The organism is Vibrio penaeicida (assembly GCF_030689305.1).
Lineage (GTDB): Bacteria > Pseudomonadota > Gammaproteobacteria > Enterobacterales > Vibrionaceae > Vibrio > Vibrio penaeicida_B.
In genome coordinates, this window is sequence record NZ_JAUYVM010000024.1 from 39729 (window position 1) to 57109 (window position 17381).

Below are 17381 nucleotides of genomic sequence, written 5' to 3' on the forward strand. Positions count from 1 at the left end.
TCATATGAGTTTCAAGGAGGAAATCAATGCGTATCACAGTCATTTTGGCCATTGCAGCACTATCCACTCTGTCGGGTTGCTCTCGATTTCCTCATAACGACATAGTGAAATGGATGCCCCTCCCCTCATTAGAGCTAATAACACCATCAGGCGAATGGGTATTGTTCAGAGAAGTAAACTCTGCCAGCACGCAGATTGAGAAAAGCGGCTTTCACTCAATAGAGTCAGACAGTCTATCGGAAGCTGTCGCTAAAAATGTCATCACGAAAATCAGTTTGTATGTCATGACAGCGCGGTTGCCCTCTCCTCATCAACAATATGCTCGATGGGAACACCTATTAGACGAATACCGAGATTGATGTTCAACGCGTTTGAATCTTTGCAATGGTCGACCTATACCGCTAAAATTTGCGACCCAATTGTCTCTGCGAGTTGAACATGTCTTATCAATGCCCACTTTGCCAAACGAAACTTGATTTCGTTCAGCATCATTATCGATGTGAGAATAACCATCAGTTTGATGTTGCAAAAGAAGGCTACGTTAACCTTATGCCCGCACATCATAAGCGTTCAAAAGATCCCGGTGATAACAAAGAGATGACTCAGGCTCGGCGCCGTTTTCTCGATAGTGGTCACTACGATAAGCTTCGCGATACGGTTGCGGATACATGTCGAAAGTGGCTCGACAATACGTCAGCGCAACTGCTCGATATAGGCTGTGGTGAAGGGTATTACACCAGCCAAGTAGAGAGTACTTTGCGAGCATCGAACCCCCACGCCAAGGTGTTTGGACTCGATATTTCAAAAGTCGCTATCCGGTATGCCGCAAAGCGTTACAGAAGTTGCCAATTCAGTGTGGCGTCAAGCCATCGCTTGCCTTTTGCGGATCAATCTCTTGACGCCGTACTGAGAATTTATGCGCCCTGCAAAGCAGATGAACTCAAGCGTGTTATTCGCCACCAAGGCGTCGTTGTTACAGTTACACCCGCTGCTCGTCACCTATATCAACTGCGTGAAGGCATATACGACGACGTCAGGCTACATGACGAAGCCCATGAAACTATCGATGGCTTCAGTTTATTGGGCGAAGAAAAGTTGAATTACACGATGCCCTTAAATGGAAACGAAGCACTAGACCTGCTTCAAATGACGCCGTTTGCTTGGAAAGCGACGGACGAATTCAGGCAATCTTTGTCTAATTCTTCTACGTTTGAATGCGAGGCAGACTTCATCATCAGAGCCTACCAGAGAGTCTAATCCCTCGTGTTTTGAAGGGTTAGAATCAATACAAACCATGGTATGGTAAGACGATATCGTTAATCGGATAGAGCTATATTTTGAGCGTTACTGACCCTTCATTAAATCGGATAGAAAAATTACTGTCCTATATCCACAGCAACGTCGATTTGCCACTTACTTTGGAAGATCTTTCCAAGCAGAGTTGTTGGTCACGCTGGCAGCTTCAAAGAGTTTTTCACTCAAAGACTGGTCTTAACGTTGCGCAGTACGTCAGAGAAATTAAGCTCAGTCTGGCCGCAGAACAAATTCTTACTTCTCACGATCGTATGGTGGATATCTCGGTCGCATTTGGGTTCAATTCCGAAATCAGCTTCAGCCGTGCATTCAAACAATACTTTGGCTTAAGTCCCCGAGCATACCGCCAACAAGGCAATCGAAACCGAATCAAAATCCCACTCGTACGTCCGAGCGCTAGTGCTCCCAGATATCAACCCGATACCGACTACTTCCAGATTCGAATAGAGCACAGAGCAGCCTCGACCTTATATGGTATCCGTGAACCAATAAAAGGCTTGTTTGCCCAAACCCCTAATTTCAAGCAAAAGGTTCCTCAAATCTGGGAAGAACTTCATTCGAAGTGTAAAGAAGTTCGAGGACTTTCCCCCCAACTTGGTGTCATTGACGCTACCCATAGTGTAATGGGTGAAGAAGGCTTGGAATATTGGTCAGGGCTAAACGCCGAACAGTTAAGTGAGCGGACGAAAGCAAAACTTTCCTCTCTAGACATTCCTGAACACGATTACGCGGTGTTACCCGTTTATGGTCCAATAGAAAAGCTAGCCGACTTAGTGGAATGGTTTATTCTATTCTGGCTCCCTGATTCTGGATATCAGGGTGTAGATGGCTATGAAATTGAGGTCTATGATCACAGGTTCAATGCCACTAGCGATACCTCTTATATGGAGTACTGGTTCCCTGTCATTAAAAATTAATGAGTAATTAATCATTAAAATGAGAGTTGCACCAAATTGTTAATTTTCACTTCATCATTAGCTATATGATTCCTACCTGATAATCATTATCATTTGTGTTCACAATAAAAAAGGCATAAACGGCGGGCTCCGCTGAAAGAGAACCACCATAAGGTAACCTATCCATAAGGTAAACTATGGTTATGCTCTCGCTTCTCCTTGATAAAACAACGTGAACACGTCACTACAGCGTAAACATCTCGCTGATTAAAAAGGACATAGCTGAGGTATTAATGAACCAACCATCCCACACCCCGACAATGCGCCGCTCCGTGATTGCACTGGCTGTTGCCGCTACTTTTTCTTACGCACCTTTTGTAAATGCGGATTCGGGAGAGACAGAAACCATTGAAGTCTTTGGTAAAGCCTACCGAAATACCGCGACGAAAACGGTATTAGAGCCGGAAGAAACGCCGCAAACACTTAACGTTATTGAAAGCGAACAGCTTGAGCAACGAGGCGTGAAATCTGTTATGCAGGCTTTGCGATACGCGCCTGGTGTCTCTACAGAAAACAAAGGTGGCGCAGTCGTCTTATCGAACTGGGTAAACATTCGCGGTTTCAGTTCTTCGGACAATTACTACGATGGCTTAATGCTTCCAATGCTACCGGGTTGGAATGTACAACCTCAAATTGATCCTGTTGCCATTGAGCGACTAGAGATTTTTAAGGGACCAACATCGGTTCTGTATGGAACCATGCCTCCGGGTGGGATGGTGAATGTTATCGCGAAAGCACCTCAGCGAGAAAAGAGCACACAGGTTAACTTAGCGACGGGTTCAAATAGCTTGCTTGAAGCCTCTGTGGATACAATGGGCTCACTAAGTGACAACGTGGCTTATCGTCTTATTGCTCTAGCACGAAAATCGGATACTCAGATCGATCATGTTAAAGAAGAGCGATACATGATCGCCCCATCTATTGACTGGTACGTGTCCGACAGAACGTTCGTCAATTTTAATCTGTACTATCAAAACGACCCAGCCCTTGGTCATAATGTTACGATCCCTCTAGAAGGCATTACAGCAACGGACCCAAGTAAAAAAATTGCGCGTTCAACTTATGCAGGTGACGTAAATTACAACACCATGAAACGTGATTTCTGGTTAGCTGGCTACAAGTTTAACCACGAATTCAACAACGATTGGGCATTCCTGCAAAACTTCCGTTATATGGACTCAAAGTTCTATCAAGAAGGAACGGCGAGTGGTGCGTTTGATGCTGCAACAGGGACATTGAAAAGAACAGCCTACCTTACCGATGAGAAGTCAAAAGGGTTCAGTGTTGATAACCAATTATCCGGCTTTGCGAATGTAGGTGAGTCTGAACATTACCTTCTATTTGGTGTCGATTACCGAGAAATCGAAGGTTCGGCTTTATACGAGTCATTCGCCAATGTTTCAGACATTAATCTGTATGCGCCAAACAATAACACAGCAAACCCAAGTGCCTTTGCCAAAACTTGGACACAGACTCAAAACGTCACCATGAAGCAACTTGGCGCTTATTTCCAAGATCAGGTTCTTTGGAATGATTGGGTGTTCATTGCAGGTGGTCGCTTCGATGATGTGAAGAGTGAAGTTAGCACGACCTATGCCGCACCACCGACAACAACCGCAGACAACAATGACTCGAAGTTCTCATATCGTCTTGGTGCGATGTATCAATTCGAAAATGGATTCTCGCCATTCCTAAACTTTGCAACCAGTTTCGAACCTAATGCGAAACTGGATAAAGATGGCAACAATCTTGAGCCTGAAGTGGGTGAGCAAATTGAAGTTGGTGTTAAATATGCGTCAGCAGATGGCTTATCTACCGCTTCGGCTGCCCTGTTTGAAATCAAGAAGAAAAATGTCGGTGTTCGTAAGGATGGAGCGTCACCTTACACCGCAATTGGTGAAGTACGATCTCGCGGTCTTGAGCTTGAAGCCAGAACACTGCTCTCTGAAAACCTAGATGTCATCGCTAACTACACCTACACCGATATCGAAACCACAAAAGATGACAACCCAGCCAACATCGGTCAAGTCCCAGTATTTGTGCCTGAGCAAGCTGCAAACCTTTGGTCGAACTACTACGTTAACGACGGTGCTATGCAAGGGTTACGTGTAGGCGGCGGTGTTCGCTACGTTGGTGAAGCTGTATTAAATGACAGTACTGATAAGAATCTTGGGAAAGTGGAAAGTTACACGCTCGTCGATATGTCGCTCGGATACGATTTAAGTCAATTAAGCGATTCCCTAAATGGGGCTGCGGCAAACGTTGTGGCAAATAACCTTTTCAACACCGAATACTACACCTGCTGGAACGAAAGCTACTGCTGGTACGGTCAAGAAAGGACGGTGGAGTTAAATGTCAAAATTGAATTTTAATCAACCGTAAAAAACGCAAAACAGGTGGTGTGAGAGCATCGCCTGTTTTGGCGTTTTCAGATTATTTAACATGGAAAGCGAATAGCCGTGCAAGAGTCATTTCATCAACAACTGTTCAGTGCATGCGAACAAATTACGCCTTACCTATCAGGTAAAATAACGGATCCAGACGAAACCATGCTCCGTTCGCACCATAGCGGCGAGGCATTCTTCAATCAGCTGTATTATCAACTGCAAGTTTTGCACCCTAAAGCTGGAAAAGGCTATTGGATAACTCGATGTTGGGACTTGGCCACTTGGCAACCTCTTTATATTGCCTTTATCAGCGTATATGGCTTCAAAACACTTCCCGATTTCAATTCTTTCGGGCAGTCCCAAATGGGTTCTTTTGTCACGGGATTTTGCTTTTCAAACCAAAAACATCGACATGGTGAAGTGCAGGAGTTAGTCCCAGAAGCAGCATTACAACTGAATGTATTATTTGAAGAATACAGAACCCAACTCGATCAACAGTATCGTTGTCGACCTGGTTTTGTGAAGCACTTGCTGGCAGACGCTATCGTAAATTGTTGCTTAAAACTGAAAGAATTTGATCCTCAATTAACTCTGGATGACATAAGAAACAATGCCGCCATGTGGCTCAGTGCATTTCAATTACCTCTGGACCAAATCAGTCGAATTGAAGAAAAACAAGGTGCCCTCTCCTACGTGAGAAAAAGCTGTTGTTTAGTATACAAGACAGCGGAAGGGACACTTTGCGAAGACTGTCCTCGACTCAAGAACTCGTCCCCGATTCAAAACTAAGAACGAAAGCGTATGTATCAACTCAATCAAATCAAAGTCATTCGTGAAGAAAAAACCATTTTGGACATCGATGAACTTTCCATTGACCCCAAAGGTTTTACCGTGGTTTTGGGTCACAACGGCTCGGGAAAATCCACATTGGTAAACCTACTCGCTAAACAATTCAGTCCCGAAGAAGGTCATATTCAGCTCGGTCAGCAGCCACTCGAAAAGTTTTCTGCAAAATCATTGGCTAAGGAAATCGCTTATCTTCCACAAAAGTTGCCCGAAGTTGCTGGTTTGAATGTAAAAGAGTTGGTTCGATTAGGTCGCTACCCTTGGCGTGGTGTCTTTGGACAATGGAATAGTGAAGACAATCAAATTATCGAAACATCCATGCTTCAAACAGAAGTCCAGTCAATGAGCAATGAACTGGCAGACCAGCTATCTGGTGGCGAGAAACAGCGTGCTTGGATCGCCATGTTATTAGCTCAGCAATCTAACTTCTTGATCCTTGATGAGCCCACCTCCGCTTTGGATGTCCAGCATCAATATCAAGTGATGGATCTACTCCAGCAACTCAATCAACATTCTGGTAGAGGTGTCTTGGTGATTCTTCACGATTTGAACTTAGCGTTACGCTACGCCACTCACGTTATCGCATTGAAAAAAGGGAATATCCTGTTTGAAGGAAAACGTGAACTTTTGCTTGATGAAGAGCGATTAGCCAGTCTCTATAACACTCCTGTATCACTGATAGACCACCCTAACAACGACCACAAGGTAGCCATAATATGTTAAAGAAAGCATTGTTTACCCTATTGTTTTTCAGCTTCACTTTGCAGGCACAAATCATCGCTGAAGATAGCCGTGGCGAACAGATTCTTCCCAAAACTCCCGTTAGGGTTGCTGCTCTCAATTGGGACATAGCCGAACAAGTTCTAGAACTCGGTGTAGCGCCTGTCGCCATACCAAATATTCCTGAATACAGAGCTTGGGTGGTTAAGCCTGAAGTCCCAGAGTCGGTTGAAGATATTGGGACGCGCATGGAACCAAACCTCGCTCGCTTAGAACAGCTAAAACCCGACGTCATCATTATTGGTTCACCGCAAATTGACTTAACCGAGCGCCTAGAAAAAATTGCACCCGTTTTGTATTACCACACATACAAACAAGAGCCAGGCAATGTAGAGCGCTCCATAAAGCACTTTCGCCAAATTGCTCATGCTCTGGGCAAATCCGATGTCGCCGAACGTAGACTCAAGCAAATGTACTCTAAGATTGATGCGCTAAAGATCAAACTCGATAAAGCCTATGCCGGTCAGAAACCGAAGGTAGCAGCATTTCGTTTTGCTAGTACCACGACGGTCTACCTTTACGGCGATAACTCTAGTACCCAAGAAGCACTTCAACTTTTGGGATTTGAACCTGCCCTACCACAGCCAACCACTCAGTGGGGAGTCACTCAAAAGCGCTTGAAAAAACTGTACTCCATTGGTGATGGTGTCGCGCTGTACTTTAAGCCGTTTAAACAGGAGTCCGAGTTGGAGAAATCCGTAATGTGGAACGCGATGCCTTTTGTTAAAAACAACAAAGTCGCTTCGGTTTCTCCTGTTTGGAACTATGGTGGAGCCATGTCTCTATTGTATGTAGCAGAAGCGCTCGCAGAAAGCTTAGGATCGGTTGCACCGATTGCAGGTGAGTAATGGCGATTCTACGGATAGGTTTATTGTTAGTCCCCCTTATACTGGCGTCTGGCTATATTGGCAGTGAACTCACGCTTAACCAGCAGTGGCAGATCGTTTCTGACATGGTGATGGCGAAGCTCTACGGCTTAGATTTTTCACCTGTTGAATTTGAAGAAATACTTTTTGTAGAAGCCCACCTTCCTCGATTGCTGATGGCTATCATGACAGGTGCTGTTCTTGGGTTGGTTGGTAGCCTTCTCCAACAATTGACACAAAATCACCTAGTCTCACCGCTAACGTTAGGCACATCTGCCGGAGCATGGTTGGCACTTATGTGCGCCACGGTGTGGCTACCAACATTGAGTGCGTTTACTTCCACATTGGTGCCCTTCATTGGCGCAATGGTCAGCATGGCAGTTGTGATGTGTATTGTCGGCTTGAAAGATCTGTCTGGTCTTCGAGTTGTACTTGCAGGGATGGCGGTGAACATACTCTTTGGTGCGATCGCAACGGGAATTGCTCTTTTTCACGACCAATTTGCAAAAGACATTTTCATGTGGGGCGCTGGCGACCTCGCGCAGAACGGCTGGCAGCAAGTAGATTGGCTCTTCCCTCAACTGTTACTTGGGCTCGTCATCTTATTGATTTCCCCTAGAATCCTTGCACTGTTGAGGCTCGGGCATACCAATGCTGAGGCGCGTGGCCTTAACCTAGTTCCTGCTTTCTTTGGGCTCATAGTGCTTGGTCTTTGGTTGGTTTCTTCTGCCATTGCGAGTGTGGGCATTATTAGTTTTATCGGGCTTATCGCACCGAATATTGCTCGCTTTGCTGGCGCCAGAACCCCCAAAAGCGAACTTTGGGTGAGTATGGTGCTGGGCGCGTGTTTATTGCTGTTTACCGATACGCTCACTATCGCTATCAATTATGTATCCATTAGCGTCATTCCATCTGGCACCACAACAGCCCTCATTGGTGCGCCTGTACTGGTTTGGTTTGCTCGCAGTAAGTTAAAGGCTCATGACCAAATGAGCCTTTCTTTACCCAATTCAACTACCCGCTACCAACCAAAAACGTTGTACAGTGCCGTATTCAGTACGGGAATACTCGTCATTCTAGGCGTATTTTTCTATAACACTGGCGACGCCTCTGGTTGGGTATGGCAAGTACCCACCGAATTTGTTTGGAGCCAGCAATACCCAAGAATGCTCACAGCCTTTAGCGCAGGATTTGGGCTAGCCATTGCTGGTGTCATTTTGCAGCGAATCATATATAACCCGTTGGCTAGCCCCGATATTCTTGGCATTTCAGCAGGTGCCAGTTTGTTTTTGGTTGTGGGGATGATGTTGTTAGGAACAACCTTATTCGAACTCCAATTCACATTAGCGTTTATCGGTTGCCTCGCGGTTCTAGGGTTGTTACTGCTGCTTGGCAGAAAACATGAATACTCGCCCGGAATGCTCATTCTTACGGGGATAGCACTCACAGCTCTAATAGAATCATTGATCCATTTCGTGCTAGCACAAGGCAGTGAAACTGCGTATTTGTTGCTAACTTGGCTATCCGGCTCGACTTATCGCGTAGAATCAGGTTCCGCCATTGCATTATTTGGTTGTACGGTGATTCTTTCTGGGCTGGCGCTGTCTCTCCATCGATGGCTAACGCTAATCTCAGGAGGACGAGGTTTTGCGCAAGCAAGAGGGTTAAATGTTCCGGCTAAGTTTAAGCTACTGCTGATTTTGGTTGCGATGCTTTGCTCTGCCGTAACGGCGACGATGGGGCCGGTATCGTTTATTGGCTTACTCGCTCCACATGTCGCGGTTATGCTGGGAGCAAAGCGCGCAAAAGATCAAATGTGGGTCGCAGGCTTCACAGGCGCTTCGCTGCTGATGTTCGCTGACTGGCTTGGGCAAAATGTGGTCTATCCGGGACAAGTCTCTGCTGGCATTGTCGTTTCTATCATTGGTGGCGCTTATTTCCTATTGCTTCTGATGAGAAGTAACTTAAACCGCTTTGCAACTCGGTGATTAGGGTCTGTTGATCTTTCGAGATGATTTTTACAGCAATTTGTGGGTTATTTATACAAGGCAGAGCTTATTCGGTGTAGTCGCTCTACATCAATAGGCGATAACGTAGTAGAAATAGACCACAAATGCTGCACGAAGGGTTCGCTTCTATGCACTTTACTCTTTGTTGCAAGGTATTTACTTAGAATGACTAGGCCACACACCTTGCGCCGCGATTAAAATGCATAGAACTCGAACAAAATTTAACCGCGAAAAATCAACAGACCCTAGGTATAAACGAATCAGAATGGGTCACCTTACCAGCCCTTAATGAAAATCATTCTCACTCGTTGAATAATGATAAGGGCTGGTCTACACTGCCCGCTCTTTCGGAGATGACTATGAAAAAAATAATTCCTTTACCCATGCTTCTTTTGGCAGGCTGCTCTGCCGTTACTACTTCGCAATCAACCGTAACTTCGCCAACATCGGCGATTTTTTCCAACTTTTACGATTATAAAATCTATTCCTCCGAAACTGCGTTGCCCTTGCAGCAATTAGTCAAAGAGTTAAAGAACGCAGATGTAATTTTAGTCGGTGAGTGGCACAGCCATGCTGGTACTCATAAATTTCAAACGGATTTGTTCGCGACCATGAACCAATCAGGGTTATCAACCACACTTGCGATGGAACAGTTTTCTAGAGACAAGCAAGGTCTTATTAACGACTATTTGAACGGAGAAATAGGTGAACAAACCCTAATTCAACAGGGTAATGCATGGCCAAATTACACCAGTGATTATCGCCCTCTGATTGAGTATGCACGTTTGAATAAACTGGATGTTATAGCCGCAAACGCGCCGAAGAAAACCGTTAAGTGCATCGGTAGAAAAGGACTCGAGTGGACTCAAAGCCTAAGCAAGGAAGAACGTGGATTTATTGCGGAAAACATAGACACCAGCGATTCACCCTACAAACAAAAATTCATGGCTTCCATGCACCACGGAAAACCAGAACAAACCGCTAACCAATACGCTGCGCAAGTTACTTGGGACGAAACAATGGCGGAAAGTATTGTTCACTATCTAAACAAGAATTCCGATAAAAAAGTCTTGCTCACCGCTGGTAAATTTCATGTGTCGGACGGGCTTGGAACTGCTGCGTCTATCCAACGTAGAAACCCAGATCTCAACATTGCCATTATCGAGCCGGTAACGGAAATCACTGCAAACAAAAAAGGCTATCAAGTGTTGGTTGCAGAGCTGCCACCAAGGTACATAAAACAAGAAAATAGAATGAAAGCTTACCATCAACTAGGTAAGCGAAACTCAGACTTAAACTGCGAAAAAGAGTAACCCTCAATTTGTTCTGAACTTTATTTCTTTGACGATGAAATGGGACAGAAGGTAGATCTCTGAATCCTGCATCTTGAGGTGGTTTGAGTATATGGACTGATTCTTGCTTAAAAAACTATCAGATTGGGTAGGAAAAATAATCAGACTAGGCAGAAAAAAATAGTCAAAGTTATTTGCAGATCTGCCGATAAAGTATTCAGACCATATTGAGGAGAACAATATGACTTCGATTGGAGCGGAGCCAGTTAGGGTTACCCCTACAGCCACAGCGACAAACAGCGCAAAATCAAAAGCGGTAGAAGATGCCGTTCCCGGTTCAGCTGTCAAAGTCGAGCAGAACAAAGTCACGTTGTCCAATGAGGGCAAAGCCTTACTTGCCGCACTTCAGCAAATTGAAAAAGATGCCGCGGCAAATCCAGAAGATAAAGGTGTGGGTGACAAAGTCGAATCCTTTGCTCATGGAGCATTAGGAATGGATCACCCTGACAAGTTTAAAGAAGAAGATGATACTTCCTATTCCGCGGGGCAATATTTGTCCGCAGCGGCAACCATAGGCGGAATCTTGGCACTGTTGGTATAGCTTAAAGCCAGTATAAGTTAGCCTTTACCGATATTGCCTTCTTCTTATAGCTTACGTGCTTAACTAAATACGCGAAACTTTCGCCCAACAACCATAATGCTAGCTTCTTGCGTTATGGCATTCTTTTGCGGCTGCCTATTTCCCACTCAGACTATTAGACAACCTATCTTAGCACCTACAAACATACCGAAGTATGCTCACTCACTTTCATTAGACCACTTTGCATTTATCATTCTTATTGAATACGCAAAGTATTTAGCTAAAAACTAAAAAAATATTCCCACCGAAATGAGCGATGTAATTAAACAGTACTAAATATGTGCTCTTTCGTTACAAGCTTGAGCTCGCCCTTAGATAAAATCTCAAAATAAACTTAAAATACAGCAAGTTAATTAAAGTTTATTTCACTTACCGCTATGTAACCCAAGGTGAGGAAATTAACATTTCTCAGACAGAAAAAGTTCAAATCCCCCAGTTCTTAGCCAAATCTTGAGAGATAGTTTTTGAAAAAATGTTTTGAGTACTAAGCATTTTTAGGGCATTATTTTTATTAATTGATCGTTCAATTAAAAATAAGGAAGCCGTCATGCCCAAGGTTGGGATGCCAGAAATCAGGAAACCACAGCTTGTTCAAGCAACGATGACCGTTATCGATCGAGTTGGGTTGCATGCTGCAAGCATTTCACTGATCAGCAAAGAAGCTGGTGTATCGAGTGGGATCATTAACCACTACTTTGGCGGTAAACATGGTCTTCTGAAAGAAACCATGAAAGAGATTCTTCGTCAGCTCTCTTCAACAATTACTGAACAATTAAGTCAGTTGCCTAAAGACGCTCATCAACAACGTATCAACGCCATTATTGATGGCAACTTTGTGGGCTACCAAGCAGAAAACAAAGTCGCAAAGACTTGGTTAGCATTTTGGTCTTATTCAGTCCACGACCCAGAACTAAAACGACTTCAACATGTAAACGAAAAACGCCTTCTCTCGCATTTGAAAATTGAGCTAAAAGCTTTATTTGAGAAGGAACAGGCAGAAATTATTGCCCACGGTATTGCCGCTTTAATCGACGGTGTTTGGATAAGAGGAACATTGAACCCTAAAGGGATTGATGCGGAAAAAGCACGCCTCATAATCAATGATTACTTAGACAAACAACTGACTTTCTATACGCAGCAACTAAACACAAAATAACGACAGCCAGTACTTTTAAATGAATATGAAATCACTTTATATCGACGGTCACGCATGTGACGCAACTTCGCAAGAAAGCTTCACAACCCATAACCCAGCGACAGGACAGCCATTGGCTGAGATTGGTCAGGCTAGCCAACAAGATCTAGAACGTGCCATTAAATCTGCTAAGCAAGGATTTAGCGTTTGGTCCGCCATGTCTCCAACCGAGCGCAGCCGGATCTTACTGAAAGCGGTGGCTCTGTTACGTGAACAAAATGACGAACTGGCTAAATTGGAAGTATCGGACACGGGTAAACCCATCCAAGAAGCCATTGATGTTGATATTGTGACTGGCGCTGATGTGATTGAGTACTTCGCAGGCCTAGCACCCGGTATGCAGGGTGAGCAACAACCCTTGAGTGAAAACCAATTCTTCTATACACGTCGCGAGCCTTTAGGCATCTGTGCGGGCATTGGAGCATGGAACTACCCTATTCAAATTGCTATGTGGAAATCTGCTCCTGCTCTGGCTGCTGGAAACGCAATGATCTTTAAGCCTTCAGAAGAAACACCGTTATCCGTGTTAAAGCTGGCTGAAATCTTTACTCAAGCTGGGCTTCCAGACGGTGTCTTTAATGTCGTGCAAGGTGATCACCGAGTCGGCCAAATGCTTACCGCGCATCCAGACATTGCCAAAGTCTCCTTCACTGGCGAATCCGGAACTGGAAAACAAGTCATGGCAGACAGCGCGAAGACCTTAAAACAAGTCACCATGGAACTGGGTGGTAAGTCACCAATGGTGATCTTTGATGATGCCAAGATCGATGGCGCGGTTTCTGCTGCTATGGTTGCCAATTTCTACACGCAGGGTGAGGTTTGCACCCATGGAACACGCGTTTACGTTCATGAAGCCATTTACGATGCATTCATTAGCCAGCTAAAAGAAAGAACTGAAAAACTGATCGTCGGTGACCCAACCGAAATGCAGACTCAAATCGGTGCTCTGATTTCCAAAGAACATTTGGGCAAAGTGTTAAGCGCAATTGAAGCGGCAAAACAAAGTGGTGCCACGCTACTCACTGGCGGTTATCAGGTTACCGAAAACGGGTTGGAAAACGGTAACTTTGTTGCACCCACAGTATTTGTGGATTGTGAAGATGGTATGCCACACGTTCAAAGTGAAATTTTTGGCCCAGTTATGTCAGTGCTGAAGTTCTCAGACGAACAAGACGTTATCAAAAGAGCCAACGACACCACTTACGGGCTAGCCGCCGGTGTATTTACTCAAGACCTATCCCGAGCGCACAGAGTCATCCACCAGCTTCAAGCGGGCATTTGCTGGGTAAACACTTGGGGTGATTCACCAGCAGAAATGCCAGTTGGAGGCTACAAACATTCCGGTATTGGCCGCGAGAACGGGCCGGAAACGTTACGTCATTACACTCAGACCAAAAGTGTGTTGATTGAACTTGGCGATTATGAAAGCCCATACGCTTAAACGGCAACCAAACGGAGATAAAGAAATGGAGCAACGCTACGATTATATTATCGTTGGTGCCGGTTCAGCGGGTTGTGTGTTGGCAGATAGGCTCTCTGAAAGCGGTGAACATCAGGTTCTGCTGCTTGAAGCAGGTGGCACGGATAAAAGTATCTTTATTCAAATGCCCACAGCTCTTTCTTATCCGATGAACACGGAAAAATACGCCTGGCAATTCGAAACCGTAGAAGAGAAAGGGCTTGATGGTAGAAAGCTTCATTGCCCAAGGGGACGAGTTTTAGGTGGAAGCTCCTCTATCAACGGTATGGTATATGTCCGCGGTCACGCTTGTGACTTTAATGAATGGGAAGAACAAGGCGCTAAAGGGTGGGATTACCCCTCTTGCTTGCCCTACTTCCAACGCGCAGAGTCTTGGTCGGGCGGTGCGGACGAATACCGTGGTGGAAAGGGTCCCGTTGGAACATGCAACGGCAACGACATGGCTCTGAACCCGTTGTATCAAGCCTTTATAGAAGCCGGAAAAGACGCAGGCTACCCAGAAACTTCGGATTACAACGGTTATCAGCAAGAGGGCTTTGGCCCCATGCACATGACGGTAGACAAAGGCGTACGAGCTTCGACTTCCAACGCCTACCTTAGGCGTGCGCTTAAACGCTCAAACCTAACACTGTTAAAGGGGGTCGTCGTTCATAACATTCTGCTGGAAGATAAAAAAGCCATTGGTATTGAATTCGAACGTTCAGGCAAGCGAACCAAATGCTATGTGAACAAAGAAGTCATTTCGAGCGCCGGCTCAATCGGCTCCGTTCAATTATTGCAGCTGTCGGGAATCGGTCCATCTCACGTGCTTGAACAAGCCGGTGTGGAACTGAAACACGAATTACCCGGTGTGGGAGAAAATCTGCAAGACCATCTAGAGGTTTATTTCCAATATCGGTGTAAAGAACCCATCACGCTTAACAGTAAACTCGGACTGGTAAGCAAAGGGTTGATCGGCGCAGAGTGGATTTTGACTCGCAAGGGGTTAGGCGCAACTAACCACTTCGAATCTTGCGCGTTTATCCGATCACGAAAAGGGTTGAAATGGCCAAACATTCAATACCATTTTTTACCCGCTGCCATGCGTTACGACGGACAAGCCGCATTCGAAGATCACGGTTTTCAAGTACATGTAGGCCCTAATAAACCCGAAAGCCGTGGCAGCGTTGCCATTGTATCTAGTAACCCTCTCGACAAGCCTAAAATCGAGTTTAACTACATTTCAACCTCACAAGATCAGCAAGACTGGCGAGACTGCATTCGATTGACTCGGGAGATTCTGTCTCAACCTGCGATGGATGATTACCGCGGTGAAGAAATTCAACCAGGGCTTTCCATCACCAGCGACGAAGCGATTGATGAATGGGTAAAACAGAATGTCGAGAGTGCTTATCACCCTTCATGCAGCTGTAAAATGGGTGCCGATGACGATGTAATGGCGGTATTAGATGAAGCCTGCCGCGTGCGTGGAATTCAAGGACTGCGCGTAGTTGACTCTTCCATTTTCCCAACCATTCCAAACGGCAACCTGAATGCGCCCACCATTATGGTAGCCGAAAGAGCAGCCGACATTATTTTGGGCAACCCATTATTAGCAAGAAAAGATTTACCCGTTTGGATAGCGCCAAATTGGGAAGAGAACCAAAGAACAGAGACACCAAAAAGAGACGTAAAGTCTATTGATTAAAGTTAGGGTCTGCTGACCTTTATAACTATTACAAGGAAATTACTATGTCTATGATGACAAAAACCCTGTCGACACTTGCACTTAGCACGATAGCGGCTAATGCCTATGCCAACCAATGTGAGACAGTACGTTTTTCAGATGTGGGCTGGACAGACATTACCGCAACCACGGCTGTCACGTCTGAACTTCTGAAAGGTCTGGGTTATAAAACCAAAATCGATCTGCTGTCTGTGCCTGTTACGTATTCCTCAATGGCGAACGGTGATATCGATATCTTCCTTGGCAACTGGATGCCAACCATGGAGGGAGATATCGCTAAATACCGTGAAGCTGGCACAGTCGAAACTGTTCGTGCCAACTTAGAAGGGGCAAAATACACCCTTGCCGTTCCTAAATACGTTTACGATGCGGGCGTAAAGAATTTTGCCGATTTAGCAAAACACGCTGACAAATTTAAAGATCGCATTTACGGCATTGAACCCGGTAATGATGGAAACCGCCTTATTCAATCGATGATTGATAGCAATGCATTTGGGTTGAAAGACTTCAGCCTCGTTGAATCAAGCGAAGCGGGCATGGTTTCTCAAGTGGCAAGGTCTGTACGCCGCAACCAGTGGATCGTCTACTTAGGTTGGGCTCCTCACCCAATGAACAGCAACGTCGATATGGAATACCTCGACGGTGGTGATGATTTCTTCGGTCCTAACTATGGTGGAGCAAATGTCTACACCAATGTGCGTGCAAACTACCTAAATGAGTGTAAGAACGTCGGTCAACTTCTGCAGAACCTAGCGTTCAGCCTCGAAATGGAAAATGCATTGATGGAAGCGATTCTTAACCAGAATGTCAAACCTTCAAAAGCAGCACTTCAATGGCTGAAAGAGAACCCAAAACAAGTTGAAGCTTGGCTTAAAGGCGTAAAAACCCTTTCCGGTAGCGATGCTGCTAAAGCCGTAAATAGCCACGTTAATTCAAACGCATAATATTATTTTGGGGGTGTTCGCACCCCCTATTAGCGTTAATTTCCTCTATTAACTTAGATTTTATTCTTAACTTGGGTTTTATCCTTAAACAAGGTTTTATTGTGGACTTTATAACTAACAACAAAATTCCTGTTGGTGAGTGGATGGAAACAGGCGTTGATTGGCTCACCATGAACGGTGCTGGCTTTTTTGATGCCATTTCAATCCTTCTTGAAACCGTCATCCTTTTTGTTGTCGACATCTTTAAGTGGATGCCTCCCGCTATTCCCATTGTGCTAACCGCTGCAATGGCGTGGTATCTACACCGAAGTATTCCCCTAGTGATATTTATCATCGGGGCCTTGCTAACCATTCTTAATCTAGGCTACTGGCAAGAAATGCTGGAAACCTTTGTCTTGGTATTTGCTGCGACAACGATTTCCGTATTAATTGGTATTCCAGTGGGCGTAATGGCAGCACACCGACCATGGCTCTATACCCTGCTTCGACCCATATTGGATCTCATGCAAACTGTCCCAACGTTTGTTTACCTGATTCCGACGCTGGTATTGTTTGGTTTGGGCATTGTTCCGGGGCTTATTTCTACCATTATCTTTGCTATTGCAGCCCCAATTCGCCTAACGTACCTAGGTATTACAAAGGTTCCAGAAGAACTTATCGAGGCTGGAAAGGCATTTGGTGCCAGCAAAATGAAGCTGCTTTTCAAAGTCGAGCTGCCAGCAGCACTACCAAGCATTATGGCAGGCATCACTCAGTGCATTATGTTATCGCTTTCAATGGTGGTTATCGCTGCGCTGGTCGGCGCGGATGGCTTAGGGAAACCCGTGGTACGAGCGCTCAACACCGTGAATATTTCTCAAGGTTTTGAAGCAGGCCTCGCCATTGTGCTTGTCGCCATCATTCTTGATCGACTGTGCAAATCACCGAATCAAAAGGAAGTGTAATC

At 45.1% G+C, this 17381-nt stretch carries 15 protein-coding genes; all 15 read left to right on the forward strand.

From position 1 onward, the window contains the following. Positions 1-26: 26 nt before the first annotated feature. The 15 genes from Q8W40_RS25270 (at position 27) to choW (ending at position 17379) form a co-directional block, all read left to right on the forward strand. Positions 27-359, forward strand: coding sequence for a hypothetical protein (locus tag Q8W40_RS25270; RefSeq protein ID WP_305401221.1), 333 nt, complete (start codon positions 27-29; stop codon positions 357-359). A 79-nt stretch (positions 360-438) separates the two neighbouring features. Next, entirely contained in the window at positions 439-1257 is an 819-nt protein-coding gene (gene rlmA, locus Q8W40_RS25275; protein WP_305401222.1) for a 23S rRNA (guanine(745)-N(1))-methyltransferase, read from the forward strand. A gap of 80 nt (positions 1258-1337) precedes the next feature. After that, entirely contained in the window at positions 1338-2231 is an 894-nt protein-coding gene (locus Q8W40_RS25280) for an AraC family transcriptional regulator (protein WP_305401223.1), read from the forward strand. Between the two features lie 272 nt (positions 2232-2503). After that, positions 2504-4642 (forward strand): TonB-dependent siderophore receptor, encoded by a 2139-nt coding sequence (locus tag Q8W40_RS25285; protein ID WP_305401225.1) that lies wholly within the window; start codon positions 2504-2506, stop codon positions 4640-4642. Positions 4643-4729: 87 nt separating this feature from the next. Continuing rightward, a complete protein-coding gene (locus Q8W40_RS25290) occupies positions 4730-5446 on the forward strand; it encodes a siderophore ferric iron reductase (RefSeq protein ID WP_305401226.1) in 717 nt (238 codons plus the stop codon). 12 nt (positions 5447-5458) lie between these two features. Then, positions 5459-6226, forward strand: a complete 768-nt coding sequence (locus Q8W40_RS25295; protein ID WP_305401228.1) for an ABC transporter ATP-binding protein — start codon at positions 5459-5461, stop codon at positions 6224-6226. Further along, positions 6220-7131: an iron-siderophore ABC transporter substrate-binding protein gene (locus tag Q8W40_RS25300; protein WP_305401229.1), complete on the forward strand. Its 912-nt coding sequence runs from the start codon at positions 6220-6222 to the stop codon at positions 7129-7131. The genes Q8W40_RS25295 and Q8W40_RS25300 overlap by 7 nt, the downstream gene beginning before the upstream one ends. Further along, positions 7131-9137 carry a Fe(3+)-hydroxamate ABC transporter permease FhuB gene (gene fhuB, locus Q8W40_RS25305; RefSeq protein ID WP_305401231.1) on the forward strand — a complete coding sequence of 669 codons (2007 nt, stop codon included), beginning with the start codon at positions 7131-7133 and terminating at the stop codon, positions 9135-9137. The genes Q8W40_RS25300 and fhuB overlap by 1 nt, the downstream gene beginning before the upstream one ends. A 380-nt stretch (positions 9138-9517) precedes the next feature. After that, positions 9518-10471, forward strand: a complete 954-nt coding sequence (locus tag Q8W40_RS25310; protein WP_305401233.1) for a ChaN family lipoprotein — start codon at positions 9518-9520, stop codon at positions 10469-10471. A gap of 220 nt (positions 10472-10691) precedes the next feature. Further along, positions 10692-11051, forward strand: coding sequence for a hypothetical protein (locus Q8W40_RS25315; RefSeq protein WP_305401234.1), 360 nt, complete (start codon positions 10692-10694; stop codon positions 11049-11051). Positions 11052-11637: 586 nt separating this feature from the next. Then, positions 11638-12246, forward strand: coding sequence for a transcriptional regulator BetI (gene betI / locus Q8W40_RS25320; RefSeq protein ID WP_305401235.1), 609 nt, complete (start codon positions 11638-11640; stop codon positions 12244-12246). Between the two features lie 19 nt (positions 12247-12265). Then, positions 12266-13726, forward strand: a complete 1461-nt coding sequence (gene betB / locus Q8W40_RS25325) for a betaine-aldehyde dehydrogenase (RefSeq protein WP_305401236.1) — start codon at positions 12266-12268, stop codon at positions 13724-13726. A 25-nt stretch (positions 13727-13751) separates the two neighbouring features. After that, positions 13752-15452, forward strand: coding sequence for a choline dehydrogenase (betA, locus tag Q8W40_RS25330; protein WP_305401260.1), 1701 nt, complete (start codon positions 13752-13754; stop codon positions 15450-15452). Positions 15453-15496: 44 nt separating this feature from the next. Then, positions 15497-16435: a choline ABC transporter substrate-binding protein gene (locus Q8W40_RS25335; RefSeq protein ID WP_305401237.1), complete on the forward strand. Its 939-nt coding sequence runs from the start codon at positions 15497-15499 to the stop codon at positions 16433-16435. Positions 16436-16536: 101 nt separating this feature from the next. Beyond that, the gene (gene choW, locus Q8W40_RS25340) at positions 16537-17379 is read left to right on the forward strand and encodes a choline ABC transporter permease subunit (RefSeq protein ID WP_305401238.1); all 843 of its coding nucleotides are present in this window, start codon (positions 16537-16539) and stop codon (positions 17377-17379) included. Positions 17380-17381 lie beyond the last annotated feature (2 nt).

Excerpts from the sequence above, each read along its gene's own strand:
- Q8W40_RS25270 (WP_305401221.1), top strand. The coding sequence starts at position 27 with ATGCGTATCACAGTCATTTTGGCCATTGCAGCACTATCCACTCTGTCG.
- rlmA (WP_305401222.1), top strand. The coding sequence starts at position 439 with ATGTCTTATCAATGCCCACTTTGCCAAACGAAACTTGATTTCGTTCAG.
- Q8W40_RS25285 (WP_305401225.1), top strand. The coding sequence starts at position 2,504 with ATGAACCAACCATCCCACACCCCGACAATGCGCCGCTCCGTGATTGCA.
- Q8W40_RS25295 (WP_305401228.1), top strand. The coding sequence starts at position 5,459 with ATGTATCAACTCAATCAAATCAAAGTCATTCGTGAAGAAAAAACCATT.
- Q8W40_RS25300 (WP_305401229.1), top strand. The coding sequence starts at position 6,220 with ATGTTAAAGAAAGCATTGTTTACCCTATTGTTTTTCAGCTTCACTTTG.
- fhuB (WP_305401231.1), top strand. The coding sequence starts at position 7,131 with ATGGCGATTCTACGGATAGGTTTATTGTTAGTCCCCCTTATACTGGCG.
- Q8W40_RS25310 (WP_305401233.1), top strand. The coding sequence starts at position 9,518 with ATGAAAAAAATAATTCCTTTACCCATGCTTCTTTTGGCAGGCTGCTCT.
- Q8W40_RS25315 (WP_305401234.1), top strand. The coding sequence starts at position 10,692 with ATGACTTCGATTGGAGCGGAGCCAGTTAGGGTTACCCCTACAGCCACA.
- betI (WP_305401235.1), top strand. The coding sequence starts at position 11,638 with ATGCCCAAGGTTGGGATGCCAGAAATCAGGAAACCACAGCTTGTTCAA.
- betB (WP_305401236.1), top strand. The coding sequence starts at position 12,266 with ATGAATATGAAATCACTTTATATCGACGGTCACGCATGTGACGCAACT.
- betA (WP_305401260.1), top strand. The coding sequence starts at position 13,752 with ATGGAGCAACGCTACGATTATATTATCGTTGGTGCCGGTTCAGCGGGT.
- Q8W40_RS25335 (WP_305401237.1), top strand. The coding sequence starts at position 15,497 with ATGTCTATGATGACAAAAACCCTGTCGACACTTGCACTTAGCACGATA.